The 19,344-nt window shown below is 70.5% G+C and carries 19 protein-coding genes; 9 read left to right on the forward strand and 10 right to left on the reverse strand.

Features of this window, described 5'->3' with window-relative positions; genetic code table 11:
• The first annotated feature begins 41 nt into the window (after positions 1-41).
• The 7 genes from FOF48_RS14290 (at position 42) to FOF48_RS14320 (ending at position 7,941) form a co-directional block, all read left to right on the forward strand.
• Positions 42-1,316, forward strand: a complete 1,275-nt coding sequence (locus FOF48_RS14290) for an adenylate/guanylate cyclase domain-containing protein (RefSeq protein WP_143901822.1) — start codon at positions 42-44, stop codon at positions 1,314-1,316.
• A 172-nt stretch (positions 1,317-1,488) separates the two neighbouring features.
• On the forward strand, positions 1,489-2,007 hold the full coding sequence (locus FOF48_RS14295) for an NADH-quinone oxidoreductase subunit C (protein ID WP_143902189.1): 519 nt from the start codon (positions 1,489-1,491) through the stop codon (positions 2,005-2,007).
• A gap of 12 nt (positions 2,008-2,019) precedes the next feature.
• The gene (nuoD, locus tag FOF48_RS14300) at positions 2,020-3,279 is read left to right on the forward strand and encodes an NADH dehydrogenase (quinone) subunit D (RefSeq protein WP_143901824.1); all 1,260 of its coding nucleotides are present in this window, start codon (positions 2,020-2,022) and stop codon (positions 3,277-3,279) included.
• A complete protein-coding gene (locus FOF48_RS14305) occupies positions 3,276-5,165 on the forward strand; it encodes a 2Fe-2S iron-sulfur cluster-binding protein (RefSeq protein ID WP_143901826.1) in 1,890 nt (629 codons plus the stop codon). The genes nuoD and FOF48_RS14305 overlap by 4 nt, the downstream gene beginning before the upstream one ends.
• Before the next feature lie 2 nt (positions 5,166-5,167).
• Positions 5,168-6,604, forward strand: coding sequence for a complex I subunit 1 family protein (locus FOF48_RS14310; RefSeq protein ID WP_143901828.1), 1,437 nt, complete (start codon positions 5,168-5,170; stop codon positions 6,602-6,604).
• A gap of 48 nt (positions 6,605-6,652) precedes the next feature.
• The gene (locus FOF48_RS14315) at positions 6,653-7,405 is read left to right on the forward strand and encodes an NADH-quinone oxidoreductase subunit I (RefSeq protein ID WP_143901830.1); all 753 of its coding nucleotides are present in this window, start codon (positions 6,653-6,655) and stop codon (positions 7,403-7,405) included.
• 173 nt (positions 7,406-7,578) lie between these two features.
• The gene (locus FOF48_RS14320) at positions 7,579-7,941 is read left to right on the forward strand and encodes a ferredoxin (protein WP_143901832.1); all 363 of its coding nucleotides are present in this window, start codon (positions 7,579-7,581) and stop codon (positions 7,939-7,941) included.
• Positions 7,942-7,978: 37 nt separating this feature from the next.
• Here FOF48_RS14320 and FOF48_RS14325 read toward each other — a convergent pair whose 3' ends face one another.
• Complete coding sequence (locus FOF48_RS14325) at positions 7,979-10,585, reverse strand: CHASE2 domain-containing protein (RefSeq protein WP_370456579.1); 2,607 nt, start codon at positions 10,583-10,585, stop codon at positions 7,979-7,981.
• A gap of 108 nt (positions 10,586-10,693) precedes the next feature.
• On the opposite strand from FOF48_RS14325, the gene FOF48_RS14330 reads away from it, so the two are divergent.
• Positions 10,694-11,560 (forward strand): hypothetical protein, encoded by an 867-nt coding sequence (locus tag FOF48_RS14330; protein WP_186001902.1) that lies wholly within the window; start codon positions 10,694-10,696, stop codon positions 11,558-11,560.
• A gap of 6 nt (positions 11,561-11,566) precedes the next feature.
• Here FOF48_RS14330 and FOF48_RS14335 read toward each other — a convergent pair whose 3' ends face one another.
• From FOF48_RS14335 to FOF48_RS14375, 9 genes are all read right to left on the reverse strand, one after another.
• The gene (locus tag FOF48_RS14335) at positions 11,567-12,526 is read right to left on the reverse strand and encodes a hypothetical protein (protein ID WP_255442168.1); all 960 of its coding nucleotides are present in this window, start codon (positions 12,524-12,526) and stop codon (positions 11,567-11,569) included.
• Between the two features lie 89 nt (positions 12,527-12,615).
• Positions 12,616-14,703, reverse strand: coding sequence for a putative metal-binding motif-containing protein (locus FOF48_RS14340; protein WP_143901834.1), 2,088 nt, complete (start codon positions 14,701-14,703; stop codon positions 12,616-12,618).
• 102 nt (positions 14,704-14,805) lie between these two features.
• Positions 14,806-15,114: a YtxH domain-containing protein gene (locus FOF48_RS14345; protein ID WP_143901836.1), complete on the reverse strand. Its 309-nt coding sequence runs from the start codon at positions 15,112-15,114 to the stop codon at positions 14,806-14,808.
• A gap of 56 nt (positions 15,115-15,170) precedes the next feature.
• Positions 15,171-15,551 carry a hypothetical protein gene (locus FOF48_RS14350; RefSeq protein WP_143901837.1) on the reverse strand — a complete coding sequence of 127 codons (381 nt, stop codon included), beginning with the start codon at positions 15,549-15,551 and terminating at the stop codon, positions 15,171-15,173.
• 40 nt (positions 15,552-15,591) lie between these two features.
• On the reverse strand, positions 15,592-15,789 hold the full coding sequence (locus FOF48_RS14355) for a hypothetical protein (protein ID WP_143901838.1): 198 nt from the start codon (positions 15,787-15,789) through the stop codon (positions 15,592-15,594).
• Between the two features lie 68 nt (positions 15,790-15,857).
• Positions 15,858-16,067 carry a DUF3618 domain-containing protein gene (locus tag FOF48_RS14360; protein WP_143901839.1) on the reverse strand — a complete coding sequence of 70 codons (210 nt, stop codon included), beginning with the start codon at positions 16,065-16,067 and terminating at the stop codon, positions 15,858-15,860.
• On the reverse strand, positions 16,057-16,527 hold the full coding sequence (locus FOF48_RS14365) for a phage holin family protein (protein ID WP_143901840.1): 471 nt from the start codon (positions 16,525-16,527) through the stop codon (positions 16,057-16,059). The genes FOF48_RS14360 and FOF48_RS14365 overlap by 11 nt, the downstream gene beginning before the upstream one ends.
• A 147-nt stretch (positions 16,528-16,674) precedes the next feature.
• On the reverse strand, positions 16,675-17,439 hold the full coding sequence (locus FOF48_RS14370) for an endonuclease/exonuclease/phosphatase family protein (protein ID WP_143901841.1): 765 nt from the start codon (positions 17,437-17,439) through the stop codon (positions 16,675-16,677).
• Between the two features lie 19 nt (positions 17,440-17,458).
• Positions 17,459-17,965: a hypothetical protein gene (locus tag FOF48_RS14375; RefSeq protein ID WP_143901842.1), complete on the reverse strand. Its 507-nt coding sequence runs from the start codon at positions 17,963-17,965 to the stop codon at positions 17,459-17,461.
• A gap of 313 nt (positions 17,966-18,278) precedes the next feature.
• Here FOF48_RS14375 and FOF48_RS14380 point away from each other — a divergent pair, with 313 nt between their 5' ends.
• Complete coding sequence (locus FOF48_RS14380) at positions 18,279-19,343, forward strand: M23 family metallopeptidase (RefSeq protein WP_255442169.1); 1,065 nt, start codon at positions 18,279-18,281, stop codon at positions 19,341-19,343.
• Position 19,344 lies beyond the last annotated feature (1 nt).

Below are 19,344 nucleotides of genomic sequence, written 5' to 3' on the forward strand. Positions count from 1 at the left end.
GACTGTTCCAGACCGACGCTTCCCTCGGTCCGGGGACCCTCATGACTTCCAGGGCCACGCCCAGCGACACCCTCCAGGAGTCCGTGCGCCGCGCACTCGACGTGGAGCGCCAATCCAACGGCCGGCACCTGGCGTGGGTGCGACTGGGGGCGGTGGCCGTGCTGTTCACCATGGCGGTGTACCTGGGGCGCGGGCGGGGCCTGCGCGACTGGGACGTCTACCTGGGGCCGTTCGCGCTGTACCTCGTCTGCACCACCTGCGTCGCCGTGGCGGTGGCGGCGTCCGCGCGCGTCGCCAGCTGGGCGTCGCTGTCCGTCGCGTTCGTGGACGTGCCGGCCGTCTACTGGCTGCAACACCTGGCGCTGCCGGTGTCCCCGTCCCCGGGCGGCGTGGCCGGCTTCTCGCTGGGGATCTTCGCGGCCCTGGTCCTCCTGTCCGCGCTGAGCCTGCGAAGGCCCGTCACGCTGCTGGTCACCGCCGTCGCCATCCTCGCGGAGACGGAGCTCCAGCGGCAGGCCTCCATCGGGGGAGGGGCCCAGGTGGCCGGCGCGGTGATGCTGGCCATGACGGCCGCGGGCGCGTCCCGGCTCCTCCAGCGCATCCGCCTGCTGTCCGCCGCCGTCACCCACGAGGAGCTCCAGCGCGCGCGCCTGGGCCGCTACTTCTCCCCCGCCGTGGCCGAGCGCCTCCAGGACAAGGACTCCCCCGCCCCGGAGCTGAGGGAGGTCTCCGTGCTGTTCGCGGACGTGCGCGACTTCACCTCCTTGAGCGAACGGCTGCCGCCCGAGCAGGTGGTCACGATCCTCAACGAGTACTACGGCCGCATGGTGGAGGTGGTGTTCCGCCACGGCGGAACGCTCGACAAGTTCATCGGGGACGCACTGATGGTGTACTTCGGCGCCCCGCTGCCGGACGCCCACCATGCGCGGAGCGCCACCCGGTGCGCGCTGGAGATGGTGCGCGAGTTGGAGGCGGTCAACGCGGAGCGCGCCGCCCGGGGCGAGTTCGGCCTGCGCATGGGCGTGGGCGTGCACTCGGGCCCGGTGGTGCTGGGCAACATCGGCTCGCCCTTCCGGCGCCTGGAGTACACCGCCATCGGCGACACGGTGAACCTGGCCAACCGCATCGAGCGGCTGACCAAGGGCTTCGAGGTGCCCGTGCTCGTCTCCCAGGCGACCCGCGAGCGGGCGGGTGCCGCCTTCCGCTGGGCCCCCGCCCCCATCGCGCTCGTGCCCGGCAAGAGCCAGCCGGTGGTGACCTTCATCCCCCTGCCTGAAGAGGACGCCCCGGCGCGGGGCTCGGACGCGGCGGCCTGAGCTTTCCGCCTACCCGCGACAGGCGGGCAGGGGGTGGGCCGCGACGCGGGCTACTGGACCACCTAAGTGGCCTACACGGTTGAGGGTTTACGTTGACGCCTCACGCGAACGGTCCTTATAAAGCCGCGGTTTCCTCTGTCGTAGATCGAGGCCCCCCTTGAGCATTTTCGCGTTGGACCGGGTCGCCGCCCAGTTTCCCGAGGCGGTCGCGGAGCGCTATGTCGACCGCGCTGGCGGAGCCTGGGCCGTCATCCATGCGGAGTGGCTGCCGAAGGTCGCCACCTTCCTGAAGATGGACCCCGAGCTGGACTTCAAGCTGTTCGGCTCCGCGGACGCCGTGGACCGGCTGCACCTGGCGGAGAGCGATCCGCGGTTCGAGATCGTCTACTTCCTCTACTCGCTCAAGCGGAAGGAGCACGTCCGCCTGAAGGTGCGCGTCACGGAGACCCGTCCGGAGGTCCCCTCCCTCTCCGCCCTGTACCGGGGCGCGAACTGGTGGGAGCGCCTGGCGTTCGACTTCTACGGCATCCGCTTCACGGACCACCCGGACCTGCGCCGCATCCTCCTGTACGACGAGTTCCAGGGCCACCCCCTGCGCAAGGACTACGCGCTGCGCGACCGTCAGCCGCTGATCCCCGAGCGCCCCATCAAGGACATCTTCCGCGGCCCCGGCACCAGCGGCGTCGCCTGACGAGACCTCCCCATGGCCGACAGCCACAACATCGACGCGACGAAGCCGCACAACCCCGACACGGATGGGTTCGCCCACGAGGAGTCGGAGCTCGAATCGCATCTCCAGTCGAAGCACATGGTCATCAACATGGGCCCCTCCCACCCGGCCACGCACGGCACCGTGCGGCTGAGGGTGGAGCTCGAGGGTGAGACCATCGTCAAGATCGATCCGGAGATCGGCTTCCTCCACCGCGGCTTCCAGAAGAGCTGCGAGAACGTCACCTGGACGCAGTGCCTGCCGTACACGGACCGGCTCAACTACCTGTCCGCGATGATGAACAACTTCGGGTTCCTCAACGCCGTGGAGAAGCTCATCGGCCTGGAGATCCCGGAGCGCGCCCAGTACATCCGCGTCATCGGCAGCGAGCTGCACCGGCTCACCGACCACCTGACGTGCGTGGGCGCCACCGGCCTGGAGATGGGCGGCTTCGCGCCGTTCCTCTACGGCATGGAGGCCCGCGAGCTCATCCAGGACCGCGTGACGGAGCTGACCGGCGCGCGCCTCACCACCAGCTTCGGCCGCGTGGGTGGCATCAACCGCGACCTGCCGGAGGGCTGGTCGGAGAAGGTGCTCAAGACGCTGGACCGCACGGAGGAGCTGCTCCAGGAGATGGACGGGCTGCTCACGCGCAACCGCATCTTCGTGGACCGCACCAAGGGCACCGGCATCATCAGCGCCCAGGACGCCATCGACTACGGCTGGACGGGCCCCGCGCTGCGCGCGTGCGGCGTGGACCACGACCTGCGCAAGGCGCACCCGTACTGGGTCTACGAGCGCTTCGACTTCGAGGTCGTGGTGGGCCAGCACGGCGACAACTACGACCGCTACCTCGTGCGCCTGGAGGAGATGCGCCAGTCCATCCGCATCCTGCGCCAGGCCCTGGCCACCATCCCCGCGGGCCCCATCATCGTGGACGACTGGCGCATCGCGCTGCCGCCCAAGCCGGAGGTGTACGGCACCATCGAAGGCGTGATGGCGCACTTCAAGTTGGTGATGGAGGGCATCCAGGTGCCCCCCGGTGAGGTCTATGACGCCACGGAGGCGTCCAACGGCGAGCTGGGCTGGTACCTGGTGAGCGACGGCCGCGGCCGTCCGTACAAGGTCCACGTGCGCGCCCCGGGCTTCCCGGTGCTGGCGGCCCTGCCCCACATCATCCAGGGCAAGATGCTGGCGGACCTCGTTCCCACCTTTGACACCATCAACATGATCGGCGGCGAGGTCGAGCAGTGAGCGACAACGACACGAAGAAGCCCACCGGTGACGCGCAGACGCCCCCCAAGGGCGCCCCCACCGACTCGCCCGCGGCCAAGGTCGGCGCGGAGCCGTCCAACCCGCCCGCCGGCGCGAAGCTGGACACCCCGCCCGCGGCCGCCAGCGGCCCCACCGGCACGCCTCCGCCGAAGCCCGCGGCGCCGGCCGGCGGCCCTCCGCCCAAGCCGCAGCCCAAGAACCCGGGCTTCGTGACGGCGGTCATCGACGGCCGGGAAGTCGTGGTGAAGCCGGGGACGAACATGATCGAGGCGGCCAAGACGGTCGGCTCGGAGATCCCCTACTACTGCTACCACCCGCGCCTCTCCATCGCGGCCAACTGCCGCATCTGCCTCATCGAGGCGTCCAACGCGCCCAAGCTCGTCCCCGCCTGCCAGACGCCCATGGCCGAGGGTCAGGTCATCAAGACCACGACCCCCAAGGTCAAGGAGCAGCAGCGCGCGGTGATGGAGTTCCTGCTGCTCAACCACCCGGTCGACTGCTCCATCTGCGACCAGGCCGGTGAGTGCAAGCTGCAGGACTACTACATGAAGTACGACTACCGGCCGTCCCGGCTGGAGGGCACCAAGGCCCTCAAGCACAAGCGCAAGGTGCTGGGGCCCCGCGTGGTGCTGGACCAGGAGCGCTGCATCATCTGCACGCGCTGCGTCCGCTTCATGAACGAGATCCCGAAGGAGCCGCAGCTGGGCGTCTTCGGCCGCGGGAGCCACGAGCGCATCGACGTGTTCCCGGGCAACGAGCTGGACAGCAACTACTCGCTCAACACCGTGGACGTGTGCCCGGTGGGCGCGCTGCTCAGCCGCGACTTCCGCTTCAAGGCGCGCTCCTGGTTCCTGTCCGCCACGCCGTCCGTCTGCACGGGCTGCTCGCGCGGCTGCAACATCTCCGCGGACTGGATGTCCCAGGACACCTACCGCTACCGCCCGCGCGAGAACGAGGCCATCAACAAGAGCTGGATGTGCGACCAGGGCCGCCTGTCGTACAAGGACCTGAACACGGGACGCGTGCTCGCCGCCCGGGTGGGCCGCGGCCTGCAGGCCCCCGGCACGGTGCAGCCGGTGCTCACGCGCAAGGACGCGGCGGTGGGCGCGGCCAAGGCGCTCAAGCCGCTGGCGGGCTCCAAGCAGCTGGCCGTCCTGGCCTCGCCGCTCGCCTCCAACGAGGACCTGCTCGCGGGCCTGACGTTCGCCAAGACGGTGCTGGGCGCGACGGCGGTGTTCGTGGGCGGCCGGGCGCAGGGCAAGGCCGACCACTACCTGATGACGGCGGACAAGAACCCCAACCGCCAGGGCCTGGCGCTCATCGCCAAGGGCCTGGGGCTGACGCTGCGCACCTTCGACGAGCTCACCCCCGCCATCAACGCGGGCCAGGTGAAGGCGCTCTACGCGGTGGGCACCGAGGTCCCGACGGACGCGGCCGCCTTCGCGGAGGTCGTCGCGAAGCTGGAGGTGTTCGTCGCCCAGGCGCAGAACGACTCCCCCGTCACGGCGCAGGCCACGGTGCTGCTGCCGGCCGCCGCGCACATCGAGGACGAGGGCACCTTCACCCAGCAGGACGGCATCACCCAGCGCTTCCGCAAGGCGTACCCGCCCAAGGGTGACGCGGCGCCGCACTGGAAGTGGGCCACGGAGCTGACGCGCGAATTGGGCGGCGACGCCACTCACGCCTCCGCGCGCGACGTGTGGCGGGCGCTCTCGGGCCAGGTCTCCGAGTTCGCCGCGTTCAACTGGGACAAGGCCTCTCCGCCGGACCGGGAGAAGCCGGGCATCAATCCGCTGCCGTCGAGTGCCGACGGCCGTCCGCCGGGCTACCGCGAGTTCGGCGCGCCGCGCGTGAGGGGCATCTGACCATGAACCGCATCCTGACCATGCTGTTCGCCATGGCCTTCATCATCTTCGCCGTCGCCGGCGGAGTGGCCTCGGCGTATCTGGTGGGCTACCTCGCGGAGGAGTACCTCTTCGAGGGGGCCAGCCGCCTGACGAACATCATCTTCCTGATGCTCGTCTTCGTGATGATCACCGCGACGCTGCTCACGCTCGCCGAGCGCAAGTGGAGCGCGTTCATGCAGGACCGCGTGGGCCCCAACCGCGCGCGCCTGGCCATCCCCGGCCTGTCCAACCGCTCCCTGGGCGGCATCCCGCACATCATCACCGACGTGCTGAAGATGCTGACCAAGGAGGACTTCGTCCCCGGCACCGCCAACCGCTTCCTGTTCAACCTGGGCCCCATCCTCGCGTTCGCGCCGGTGTTCGCGCTGTTCGCGGTGGTGCCGGCCGGGCCGACGGTGTCGGTGTTCGGCAAGACGGTGGACATGGTCGTCGCCACGCCGGACTTCGGCATGCTGTACCTGCTCGCCATCGCGTCGCTCGCCGTGTACGGCACGTCGCTGGCGGGCTGGTCCTCCAACAACAAGTTCGCGCTGCTGGGCGGCGTGCGCGCCTCCGCGCAGATGATCTCCTACGAGGTGGCGCTGGGCCTGTCGCTCGTGGGCCTGTTCCTGGCGTTCTCCTCCGTGCAGCTGCCCACGCTGGTGGGTGACGTGGGCAACGCGCTCGTGTCCGGCACCGGCCAGGCGAAGTACCTGTGGCGCACCGACGGCGGCTTCGACCTGGGCCTGCCGGCGTGGGGCATCTTCATCCAGCCGCTGGGCTTCATCGGCTTCTTCGTGGCGTCCTTCGCGGAGACCAAGCGCGCCCCGTTCGACGCGCCGGAAGGCGAGTCGGAGATCATCGGTTACTTCGTGGAGTACTCCGGCATGAAGTTCGGCATGTTCATGATCTCCGAGTTCGTGGAGGTCGTGGTGCTGGCCGGCGTGACGACGTCGCTCTTCTTCGGCGGGCACCACCTGCCCTTCGGCGGCGAGTGGCTGGCGGCGCAGCCGTTCATGCAGGAGCACGGCTGGGTGTACGGCACGCTCCTGGGCACGGTGTTCTGGATCAAGGTCATCCTGCTCATCTGGGTGCAGCTGGTCATCCGCTGGACCTTCCCGCGCTTCCGTTACGATCAGATCCAGAACCTGGGCTGGAAGATCCTCCTGCCCGTGGGCCTGGCCAACGTGTTCATCAGCGGCGCGCTGGTGCTGTGGGATCCGTCCCTGCGGGCGCTGGGCGTGGTGGGCCTCCTGGAGATCGGCTTCGTGCTGGCGCTGACGCTGACGTCGGGCGCGAAGGCGGAGGACGCGCACGACACGGCGAACGGCCATGGGCACGACGCGCACGGACACGACGCGCACGGCCTGCCGGCGCACGCGGATCCCCACTCCCATTCCCCGGCGGGCGCGCACTAGCGCGGCCTGTCCGGCCCAAGCCCTTCGCCGGAAGCGAGACAAGACACCATGGCGTTCAATGCTTCCCAGGATCCGCGCACGGACCTCCGCGAGCGGATGTACATCCCGGAGCTGCTGCGCGGTCTGGCCATCACGACCAAGCACTTCTTCCGCAACATGTTCGGCACGCGCGACCCCAACCCCCAGGTGGTGGATCGCACGGGCATGAACCTGATGACGACGGTGGAGTACCCGGAAGAGAAGCCCATCTATCCGGAGGGCTACCGGGGTCTGCACCGGCTGGTGCCGCGCGAGGACGGCAAGCCGCGCTGCGTGGCCTGCTACATGTGCGCGACCATCTGCCCGGCGCAGTGCATCTACATCGAGGCGGGTGAGTACGAGACGGCGGACGCGGATTCGGAGTCCGCGGTCATCGAGAAGTACCCCACCCAGTTCGTCATCGACGAGCTGCGCTGCATCGTGTGCGGCCTGTGCGTGGAGGCGTGCCCCAAGGACGCCATCCGCATGGACACGTACATGCACACGCCGTCCGAGTACAACCGGCAGAACTTCGTCTACGACATCCCCAAGCTGCTCAAGGGGCCGGCGGTGTCGCACCCGTCCGACCCCTGGAACAAGCGCGACAGCTCCGAGGAGCCGCACCACGTCCACAAGGAAGCGCACACGCGCATCGGCGAGGGACACGCGGACCCTGGCAAGCACGCGCAGCTGCCCGCGGGCCACGGCCACGCGAAGGTGGGCGCCGGGCAGACGGTGGTGACGCAGCAGGGTCCCATCCAGGTGACGAAGTTCCTCAAGTAGTCCGTTCACGCATCATGGGGGCGGGCCTGGTTCCGCCGCCCCCTTCGCACGCATCCCGGCCCGCCTCCTCCCCGCTTCCAGGGAAGGGCGGGCCGCCGCCTTTTCAGGGGGCATGTGGTGACGCTGCAGCTCTTCAATGCACATGGTGCCGCTCACGCGCGCGGGGGCTTCCGGTGAAGCGCTACCGGATGTCGGTGTGCAAGGGCTCCAGTTGCCGCGCGGGCGGCTCGGACGCGGTGCACGTGGCGGCGCGCGAGGCGCTGGCGGAGGCCGGGCTCCAGGCGCGCTGTGAGCTGTACCGGGGCGGCTGCTACGGCTTCTGCCACATGGGGCCCAACGTGGTGGTGCGCGAGGACACGGGCCGCAAGCGGGACCCGCTGTCCCCGGAGGACTACCAGCTCATGGGGTGGCCCGGAGAGGTGTACTACTCGGGGATGACGGCGGAGAAGATGCGCCGCGTGGTGGCCGAGCACATCCAGGCGGATGAGCCCGTGCGTGAGCTGTTCGGTCAGCCGGACTCCGGCGACGACGGCTGAGGCTCGGGACGCACGCCGTGGATCGCGCATCCCCTCCCTAGCGGGGATCCGTGCTCCGCCGGCCCCAGCGGATGACGCCGTCCCAGTCCGCGGGCGGCGGACTCTGGATGAGGCCCTGGCAGCGCTGGACGTAGACGCGCGCCACCGCGTCGCCGTGCTCCACGGTGCACCGGCGGAACAGCTCCTGCGCCAACAGGAAGTCCCGCGCGTGGTAGGCGATGAGGGCCTTCTCGTAGAGGGCCATGCCCGCCTGCTTCTCCTGGGAGAACTCGCCCTTGCGGCCCAGCAGCTCGTGCACGCGCACGGGCTGGGGACGGTCGCGCACGAGCACGCGGTCCACCTCGCGGAAGACGTAGGCGTCGCTGGCCAGCTGCGCGGTGGCCTCTCCCACGAGCACCTGGGTGCCGTACTGCTTGTTGGCGGACTCCAGCCGGCCCGCCATGCCCACCGCGTCACCCATGACGGTGTAGTGGGACTTGAGCTCGCTGCCCATGTCGCCCACCAGCAGGTCGCCCGTGTCGATGCCGGCGCGCACCGACAGCCGGTGGCCGAACTGCTTCTCCCAGAGAGGCTGCCTCTGCGCGAGCACCGCCTGGAGCTTCAGCGCCGCCTCGCAGGCCAGATGCGCGTGGCGGTCCGTGCGCACGGGAGCGCCCCAGAAGGCCATCACCGAATCGCCGATGTACTTGTCCACCTGCCCCACCGTGGCCCGCACCACCGCGGTCATCTCCGTGAGGAAGGTGTTGAGCAGCGGCACCAGCTGCTCCGGGGGGAGCGTCTCGGACAGGCGGGTGAAGCCCTCGATGTCGCAGAGGTACACCGTCATCTTCCGGCGCTCCGGCCGCATCAGGCTCACGTCGCGCGCCACCAGCCGCGCCACCTCCGGGCTGACGTAGCGGCCCAGCGCGCTGTGCACGAAGTCGCGCACGTCCTGTTCGGTGCGGAAGGCGTAGAGCGTGGTCACCAGGAACGCGAGCCCGCCGGACCACAGCGGGCCGGCCACGGCGATCCACAGCTTGTCGTGGACGAACACGTAGCCCGCGGCGGCGACGTAGCCCGCACCCGCCGCCACCGCCACGCAGACGAAGAGGAACGCGCCGCCCACGGAGCGGAGCAGCCAGCTGCAAGACAGCGCCAGGAACGCGCCGATGAACGCGAGCGCCATGGTGGCGAGCATGTCCACCTTCGGCGGCGCGCGGGTGATGCCGTCCGAGGCGAGGATGTTGGCGAGCGCCTGCCCCAGCACGGCGCCGTTGGCGATACCGGGGCCGATGGGCGTCACCCGCCGCTCCGGCGCGTAGGTGCTGGTGTTGGTGAGGATGACGGCGCGGCCGTCCAGATCGTGGGCGAAGCGCGCGGGCCGCTCCGCCTGCGCGTCGAAGAGGTTGAGCATCACGTTCCACGCGCGGATGGAGCGGGCGAGCGGCCCCCGGGCCCCCCGCGTGGCGGATGGAGCCTCCCACCGCAGGAGGCTGTAGCCGGACGCATCCATGGGCACGGAGTACGAGTCGCCGATGTAGAGCCGCCCGTCCGCGTACCTCAGCTTCTGCGTGCCCGCGAGGCGCATGGCGGCGGCCAGCGGCAGGGAGGGCAGGACATGGCGCTCGCCGCCGCGCGGGCTGTAGGCGACGAGGTGGGGCACGCCGCGCACCACGCCGTCGGGGTCCGCGGGCAGCGTGGTGGCGCCATAGCCGCTGCCAGTGCCGAGCAGCGGCGTCACCGGGTACTGGAGCTGGCGGACCTCCAGGAGCTTGTCGGGGTCCAACCCGGTCACCTGCACGGAAGCCAGCGCGAGGAACAGGTCCGACGGCGCCACGCGGAAGGCGTCGTCCGCCGCGCGGCGCTCCTGGATGGACGCGGCGGCCGCGCCCAGTTGCTCGCCCAGGCTGCGGCCCTCGCCCTCGTCGGCGACGCCTGCCCAGACCTCCACGCCCTTGCCCGCAGGGATGAGGAACGCGGGGCGCTGGAGGGCGAGGACGGCCTGCGCGCGGGTGCGAGCCTCGGTGGCGCCGGGGTAGCTGCCCAGGCGGACGCGGTAGGGCCACAGGCGGCCCGTGGGGGGCAGCGAGCGGGTGCCCTCGGCGCCCCAGCGGAAGGCGAGCACGGAGAGGCCGGGGTCCTGATCCAGCAGGGCCCGCAGCGCGTCGTCGTCCTGGGACAGGGCGCCCCGGCCCGTGCGCGTGGGGGTGACGCAGGCGCGGGGGCTCAGCTCCGGGAAGGCGAAGTCCAGCATCACCACGGAGGCGCCCTCCTCCACCAACCGGTGGACCATGCCGCCCATGACCTGGCGCGGCCACGGGTACGCGGCGATGTCGGCGCGGGGGCCTTGCTGGGCCTCGGCGAGGGTCTCGTCGTCGATGGAGACGAGCACGACGCGGTCGGAGCGCTCGGACACCTCTCCGAGCTGGCGGATCCGCCAGTCGTAGAAGACTCGCTCGCCCCCATCGAGCCCGTGGGACAACGCGTCCACGAGCCCGGAGGGCGACAGCAGGGGGGCGGGCGTCTCGTCCGGCCGCGTGGGGCGCGTGACGCGCTGGGAGACAAGCAACCCCAGCAGGCAGCCGAACAGGGCCGCCATGACGAGTGAGAAGCCGAGCCGATGCAGGAAGCGGCGGCCGGAGGAGTGGATGCGGAGACGTTGCACGAGCGGCTCGCAGGATACCCCGCCGGAGCCGGGCGCCTATGGGGCAACACGCGCGGTATGGTTGGCCGCTGTCATTCGCGCATCCGTGCCCCGCCCAAGAGAGTGCCCATGAAACGCCTGTTGCTGTCCGCCCTCGCCGCCGCCGCCGCGCTGTCCCCCCTGGCCTGTGACCTGGAGAAGACGGGCAACCAGCTCCGAGCGGACCATGTGATGGTGGGGACGCTGCTGGCGACACCGCAGGTGGACGTGTGCGCGTCCGCGCTGGCGGGCTTCGACGCGGGGACGTGCGGCACGCCAGACTCGGGAGACACGGTGTCGTTCCCGGGGCAGACGGCGGCGTTCGTGTTCTTCGGGACCAAGTCCGGGGAGAACTCGCAGCCGGAGGGCCTGAGTGGGGCCACGGTGACGTTGCAGGCGGGGAGCGCGGCGGGCGTCCCGCTCAACGCCCAGGGCGGCGGCAGCTACGGCGTGACGAGCGATTCCACGGACGCGCTCAAGTACACGTCCGGGGCCACCTATTCGTTCTTCGCGGAGCAGGGAGGGACGAAGTACGAGGCGCGGGTGGAGGACTCGCCGACGAAGGAGGCCATCGCCGCGTTCCATCCTCCGGAGGGCTTCGTGCGTCTCAACGCGAACACGGCGTTCGCGTTCGACCGGCCCGCGCCCCCGCCGAACCAGGACCGCACGCTGGGGTTCGTGACGGTGGTGCCGCTGGGCTCGAATGGAGAGAAGGGCAAGGCCACCTACTCGAACGTGCCGACCACGCCGGTGGAGTTCCTCCAGTTGGCGGCGATGCCCGCGACCTTCCGGGAGGCGCGCGTGACGATCCCCGCCACCGCGTTCCCGACCCCCAAGCAGACCTACCTGATCATCTTCCAGGCGGTGCGCATGGGCGGGCCGGAGTCCGACAACCTCTTCCTGGGCAGCGTCGTCCTGGCGGGCACCGCGGAAGTGGGCATCGCGCGGACGAACTGAGGCCCGCTACCCCGCTTCGATGTCCAGCCCGATGCGCCCCTCCAGCTTGAGGCGCAGCAGGTAGCCCGCGAGGCGCTCCGACTCCTCGCGGGTGAGGATGCTGCGGAAGTCCCGTCCGTCCGCGATCTCCACCTCCATCACCGCGCCGCGCTGGAGGAGTCGGAAGAAGTCCTCCCCTCCTCCGGGCCGCGGCACGCGCAAGGGGATGAAGCCCTTGAGCGGCAGGACCTCCACGCTGGCGTCGATGACCCCCAGCAGGCCCGGCGCATCCGGGCGCACCGCGTCGGCGGCGATGGACTCTTCCGCGTAGAGCGGAGCGGGAGGGAGTGACAGCTCCTCGGTGGAGTCGTCGAAGAGGAAGCCGTAGCGGGACGGCACCCGCTGCGTGAGCAGGTAGCAGAGCAGCACGGCCTCATCTGGCTGCACGCGCGCGACGTGGAGGATGGATCGCTCCGCGCCCACGCGGCGCAGCAACAGCGTCAGGTGCGGCTGGCTCCGGAGCAGGTAGCGGCGGACGCGGTCCAACAGCGTGACGCGCACCTCCGCGAACGCGGCCTGGAACCGGGCCTCACTCTCCGCTTCGCGCTGGGAGACGGCCTCCCGCGCCTTCGCGAGCTTCGCCTCCGCGTCGCGCAGGAAGTCACCCGCGGCCCCCTGCTGCTGAAGACCCGGGCCCGAGGCGCCGCCCACGTCCATGCCCGCCGCGCGCACCGCCCCCAAGAGGAACGTCCCCTGCTGCGCGAGCCGTGCTTGTTCCTCCCGGAACTGGATGACGGAGGCCGCGTGGTCGCGCTTCAGCTCCGCCCAGGCGTCGTAGGCGGACTCCAGCGTCTCCAGCGCCCGGAGCTGCCCCAGGGCACCGTCGGGCCCGGAAGACGAGCCGGTCCACGGCGAATCCATGTGTCGCGCGGGAAGCGCCGGGGACGCATCCACGGCGGGAACATCCACGGGGGTGTCATGACGCATCGAACGGACATCATGCTTCGATGCGTCCGTCGCCTGGGGAGGTTTCGTCCCGGACGGCCTTCGGTTCTTCGACGCGCTCACGGTGTGGCTCACCGCGGCCAGGACGGGTAATGGAAAACTTGGCCGAAGCGTCCGACCACCCAGACGTCATCGGGCCGGGAGCCGTCGATCGCGTAGAGGCTGACGCCCAAGGAGGAGGACGACCAGCTCCGACCATTGTACCGGTAGAGACGCCCCTCCTCCGAGGTCACGTAGATGGAGTTCGCTCCGAACGCCAGCACGCCGGTCAGCCTGTCCACGGTGCCAGGGCCGGCCGCACTGCTGCGCCATGCGCTGCCATTCCAGGTCAGGAAGGTCCCATTGTCTCCCACGGCGTAGGCCAGCCGGGGTGTCACGACATCGATGGCGTTCAATCCTCCCGCGTCCGGAACGCCAGTCTCCGAGACCCAGAGGGCCTTCCCAGCACCGCCGCGGAGGATATGGCCGCGGCCCCCGCCAGTTCCGACAGCGAAGAGCAGGTCTGGCGAAACGCCATCCACCCCCGCCATGGGCCGGTTCAAGTAGGACTGCACGGGGACGGTCACGCTCCCCCCGTCCCATTCAAAGGTGCCGCCACTCGCACCGTTGCTCAACGACGCGACGCCGAAGATGACGACGCCTCCATCCACGCCGGCAAACCCCTTCAGCCCCAATGTGCTCCCTGAGGCACTGGGAGGCGCGAAGGGGGCACAAGAAGTGCTGGTCGGAGTCTGGACCGTGAGCAGCCCGTCTGTCCCCCCGATATAGGCGGTCCCGGTCTGGGGATGAACCCAGACGCTCGCCAGGGTTCGGGGGGTCGCATCCAGGGAACACTTCCCCGGCGTGAAAGTAAAACCACCCGCTCCTGGCTGCATCCAGGCTCGCGACGAGTCGCTCCCGACAATCCAGACGCCTCCGCTCCCCCAGAGCCCCATCGCGTACCAGTCCCCACCGCCAACGCTCCGAGCGCTCCATCCCGGAGCGCCCATGCAGGTTCCCTGATCCGTCAAGCCGTCGCAGTCGTTGTCTTGCTCGTCGCAGATTTCAGGCGCTCCGGGGTGGGTGAACGGGTTGCCGTCGTCACAGTCTCCGCCCTGCCGTACGAAACCGGCGTCGGGCTGTAGACATGACACGACGCCCGCATCCGTCCGCCCGAAGGAGTCGGAATCTTCATCCGGATACCAGGCGGCGGCCCTTGGGGCATCGCACTCGACCCCGTTGCCCGAGGCGTCGCAGCGAGTGACTCCGGGGCACCCCTCCTTGTCCTCGGTACAGGCGGTGCCCACGTTGAAGCCTTCGTCGATCCCTCCCGTGCAGTTGTCGTCCCGCCCGTTGCAAAGCTCCTGCGCGCCCGGATGCACGCCGGGATGGGTGTCATCACAGTCGTCATGCGGCGCGAACATCACCAATCGGTTCGGAGGCAACGGTCCCGCGCAGACCAGCAACGGCCCGCGCGCCCCATCTCCATGCCCGTCCCCATCCTCATCCGCCCAGGCGGACTGCATGGGGCTCGTGAAGCACGTCACCTCGCCAGCCCCGCCACAGACCGTGAAGCCCGTGCACCCCGCCTCCGAAACGCACGCCTGCGCCAATCCCAACCCTTCGTCTTGCTCCCCGTCACAGTCGTCATCCGTGTAGTTACAGCGCTCGGGCGCCCCGGGGTGCACCTCCGCGACCTCGTCATCGCAGTCCGTGCCGCCGGTCCCCGTGCTGACGTAGCCGTCCCCATCCGCGTCCGTCGCCTCCAGCGTGAACTCGACGTCGGAGGTCTTCCCCTCACTCAGCACGAACTCACGGACCTTCGTGATGACTCCGGTCCCCATGCATTCGTGTTCAAAGGCTTGCACGGACACCGCCACCTCGAGCGACCACGCCTTCGGCGGGGAGAACCCCTGCGTGAGTGTCTTTCCCGCCAGCGGCGTCCCCCGGTACGGAACCGTCACCGCCCGCGTCTCCTTGCTCGCGGCATCCTTCGCCACGATCTCCAGACACCCGGGCACGAAGCCCCGCGCCTCCACCTGGATGCGCAACATGCCGCAGTCCTCGGCGCCCACCGGGCAGAAGACCTGTTCGCGCCAGAGGTCCTCCAGCGATGGCACCGTGCAGTGCACCTGGAGCAGCGCCAGCATGGACACCCACAGCAAAGGGAGACGGGGCATGGCCTGACATCCTAGGCCATTCCCTTTCACCCAGCACAAACACCAAGGCCCCTCCCCGCTCGCACGGGAAGAGGCCCTGTGAAAGCCAGCCGGCGTCTGGAATCAGGTGGTGCGCGAACCCGGCGGCACCGTGGAGCCCGCGCCGGACTGGGTTTCCGTACCGCGCGCGCTGTTGATGGCCGAGGCCAGCTTGTCCTGACCGCCCTGGATGCGCTGGCGCAAGTCACCGCGCAGCTGCGTGCCCGGCTTGTCCGCGAGCAGCAGGCCCACGCCCACGCCCACCAGCAGGCCGGCCGCGAAGATGCCCAGCGCCGGCAGCGCCGTCTCCGCCGTCGTGCGGCGCGTCTCCAGGCCGATGAGGTCCAGCACGTCGTCCCTGTCCAGCTTCTTCAAATCCTTCAGGCTCAGCATGTCCGACTCCGGGGGAGGAATACTTCGTGGAACCGCGTGTGGCGCGAACCGAAAGTCTAGACGCCGCCCGACGGCGGCGGGCCCCGGCCCGTCTGGTAACCCTGGAAGGCGGACTCCGCCATGCCCATGAGCTCGTCCTTCACGAAGGGCAGCGCCGCCAGCCGCACGCCCAGCTTCAGGATGCGCGCCGTCAACGGCGTGAAGAGGCCACCGCCCAGCACGTAGCCCACGCCCACGGCGATGGCCAGCGTGCCGTAGGGGTTGCGCTCCACGCGCCCCTTCAAGTCCAGCGTCTGCCCCAGGTCCGCCACCGCGCTGCGCGCGTTGTCGATGAACTGCTGCGCGTCCGAACCCAGCTGATCCACGCGCTGCCCGAAGCCCGCGTCCTCGCCGTGCTCCGCCGTGCCGTTGCCCGTCGCGCCCGAATAGTTCGTCATGTCCGTGCTCCCTTCCTGGCCCGTCCCCGAGGGGCGGCGGTTAGCGCGAGGCGATCCGGCCGACGATGAAGCCCACGGCGATGGCGCCCAGCAGGCACGTGCCGGGGTTCGCCTTGATGAACCCCACCACCTGGCGGTTCAGGTCCACCAGGTTCTGCCGCGCGTCGTCCACGTTGGGGAGCACCTGGTCCTGAAGCTGCCGCGCCCGGTCTGCCATCTGCTGCGGATTGATTTCCATGGAAGCCCTCTGCTGTTCGTTCTCGATTGCGTCCTAAAGCTTCTGCATCCAGGCCCGCCCGCGCTTGCTCAGCGCCGCGAGCCCACCAGGTAACCGACGAGGAAGGCGGTCCCCACGCAGGTGTAGGGATGCTTGCGCACCCACTGCCGCCAGTCCGTGACCTCCGCCACCTCTTCCCGCAGCGCGCTCACCGACGTGGCCAGGTCGGCCCGGGTGCGCTCGATCTCCTCTCGAAGCGCCGCGCTGGTGCGCGGCAGCTGTGCCTTGCTAGCGGCCATCCCGCGTCTCCTTGAAGGCCATCGCCGTCGTGTCCTTCAGCGTGTTCACCCCCGCCACCGGCGAGGGGGGCCGCGCCGTGGTGAGCGCCGCCATGCTGCGGGACAGCTCGCTCACGCTGTCGTCCATCATCTGGCGCGATTGCATCCGCTTCACCGCGCGCAGGATGCCCAGGCCACCGCCCACGAGGTTCAACGCGCCCACCAGCGCCAGCGCGCCGGCCCACCCCGTCCAGGGCGCCAGGAGGGCCGCCAGCGCGCCGCACACGAACGCGTAGCCCACGAGCAGGAAGGGCACGAACACGGCGATGCTCGCCGCGTCCAGGCCCATGGCCTTCGCATCCTCCGCCAGCTCCACGCGCGCCAGCTGGAGGTGCTGCGTGACCAACCGACTGAAGCCATCCGCCATGCGCCCGACGAGCGCGGCCACGCCGCGTTCCGTCTGTTCACCGCCCACGTGCATGCGCTCTCCGGCCGACGCTCACGTCCTCGTGCGCGTGGGCGCCAACCTAGGCACCCCTCCCCGCCACGACAACCACACCGCGGCGGAAGTGTCCGGCGTTCGCCAGCGTCGGCCACTGAACGCGAAAGCCTCCGGACCCGGGCCAGCCTAGCCGATCCACTGCACCGGCGGGGCGACGGGAGGCTGCACGGAGATGGGCGCCTCGAAGCGCATCACCAGCGGCAGGTGGTCCGACGCCACCCGGCTCAAGGGCGAGCGGTGCGGCGTCACCGACACCGGCCGCACCCCGGAGTCCACGTAGATGCGATCCAACCGGAACAAGGGCAGCCGCGTCGGGTAGGTGCGCGCGGCGGCGCCCAGCTCGAACGCGGCGTCGTGGATGGCCTCGCGCACCAGCGACGACACCGGCCCGTTGCCCCACGAGTTGAAGTCCCCGCACACCACCATCGGGTCCTTGCGGGCCGCGTCGCGGAGCAGGTCGGCGGACAGCAGGAGCGACTCCTGCCGCCGCCGCTCGCTCACGGACAGGCCCAGGTGGAGGCAAAACACGTGCAGCTGCTTTCCTCCCCCTAGGTCCAGGTCGCACCGCAGCGCGCCCCGCGGCTCGCGGCGCGGCACGCTCAAGTCGTAGTTCTTCGACTTGAGCACCGGCAGGCGGCTCAGGATGGCGTTGCCGTAGCGGCGGCCGTTGCGGACCACGTTGGGCCCGAAGGCCATGTGCAGGCCCAGCAGCTCGGCCAGGTGCTCGGGCTGGTCCTCCCGGGACGTCTTGCCCCGGAAGTCGCCCACCTCCTGCAACGCGATGATGTCCGCGTTCACCTCGCGGAGCACCGCGCCCACGCGCGCCAGGTCGAACACCCCGTCCACGCCGATGCCGGAGTGGATGTTGTAGGAGACGAGGGTCAGCTCCACGCGCCGTTCACCCTCGCCTTCAAGCCGGGAGGAGTCGGCGGGCCGCCAGCCGCACCGCCTCCAGCGGCAGCGCGGCCAGCCGATGCAGGGCCGAGGCGATGTCACCCACGCCGGATTGGACGGCCTTCAGCTGCCGGCGTGCCTCGTCGACGAGGTCCGGCAGCCGGCCCTTGGGCGGCTGCTCCTTCGTGGGCGGCAGGGCCCCAATGGGCGAGGTCGTCCCGATGACGGGCGACGCCGCCTTGCGCTTCTTCACGCTGCCGCTCGCCCGCGACACGGGCCCATGGGAGAACTTGGCGTCCGCCTCGGGCCGCGCCAGCTCCTCCAGCTCGAGCTCCATCTTGCGCGCGGCGAGGATCTCCTCCGTCTGGGCGTGGCTCCTGCCGTAGTGGACGCCCTCGGACTCGTCCACCGCTCCCCGCGACGCCTGGGCGAGGTGCTCCTTGTCCCGCTGACGCAGGCCGCGCTTCTGCGGCGGCAGCGTCTTGGGGACCTGGAAGTGGTCGAAGCTGTAGGAGCGAGGCATGCGCGCCCTCCCTTTCGAAGTCGAGGCGTTGCGTTGACGTGGAAAAGCTAGGGAGCCCCCCGCCGTCCGTAACGCCTTGACACCCGCGAACCGGCACGGCCGCCTGCCTCGCGTCCGGCCAGGAACAGTGCGTCGCCTCGGAGCGCCCGCAAGTGCCGACAATGGCACGCATCCGGTGCCCGCCCTGGGTCGGCCGGCCAGACGCGGGGCCGGGGCCCTCCAGCGAGGCCCTTCCAGGCAGGGAGGCAGCCAACCAACACGCCAGACGCGGGTCCGGGAAGGATCCGAGCGCACGTGGTGTAAAGAACAGCCCATGCCCGCCCGGACCCCTTCGGCTTCCCGCGTCCTCGTCGTCACCCTGCTCGCCACCAGCGCTCCGGCGCTCGCCGCCACGACGCCCTCTGCGTCCTCGGCCGTGGTGACGGGCAGCGTGCCGGGCACGCCACGGGACACCACCGGGACCCGCGCGCCGGGCGCGCCCACGCCCGGCGCCGTCGTCCAGGGGGAGCTCGCGCCCCTCCAGGTGAAGCCCGTGGACGGGCCCCATCTGTCGCTCCAGCCCGCCACCGCGAAGCCGGGCGACCCGGTGCTGGTGACGGTGCGCGGCGCGGCGTCCCTGCCCACGGGGACGCTGGCGGGCCGGCCCCTGCGCTTCTTCGCGTGGCACGACGGCTTCGCGGCGCTCGGCAGCCTCCCGGTGGAGCTGGCCCCGGGCACCGTGACGGTGGACGTGACGGCCCCCGGGCGCGGCCTGCCGGTGTTGCTGTCCAGCGTGCTGAACGTGGACCCGCCGGGCTTCCGGGAGCGCGAGCTGCGCGTGGCCAACAAGTACGTGTCGCCGCCCAAGGCGGTGAAGGCGCGCATGGAGGCGGACCGCAAGGCCTTCGCCGCGGCGTTCGCCCAGCCGTTCCGCGCGCCGCTGTTCGGACAGAACTTCGCCTGGCCTCGCGAGGCCACGGTGACGGCGCCCTTCGGCGACCGCCGCTCGTTCAACGGCAAGCTGCAGACGCAGCACTTCGGCGTGGACCTGGACGGTGTCACGGGCGCGCCCGTGGTCGCCGCCAACGACGGCACCGTGGTGATGGCGCGCGACAACTACGCGTCCGGCAACACCGTGCTCGTGCACCACGGCGCGGGGCTCTACACCGCGTACTTCCACATGTCGCGCATCGACGTGAAGAACGGGGCGAAGGTGAAGCAGGGAGAAGCGCTGGGCCTCGTCGGCAGCACCGGCCGCGTCACCGGCCCCCACCTCCACTGGGGTGTGAAGGCGGATGACCGGTGGGTGGATGGCCAGACGCTGCTCAAGCTGGACTTCACCGGCGCCCCGGCCGCGTCTGGGGTGGCCGCCAACGCGTCGGGGCTGGGGACGCCCTGAA

The sequence above is a fragment of the Corallococcus sp. Z5C101001 genome (assembly GCF_007352635.1).
GTDB classification, from domain to species: Bacteria; Myxococcota; Myxococcia; order Myxococcales; family Myxococcaceae; genus Corallococcus; species Corallococcus silvisoli.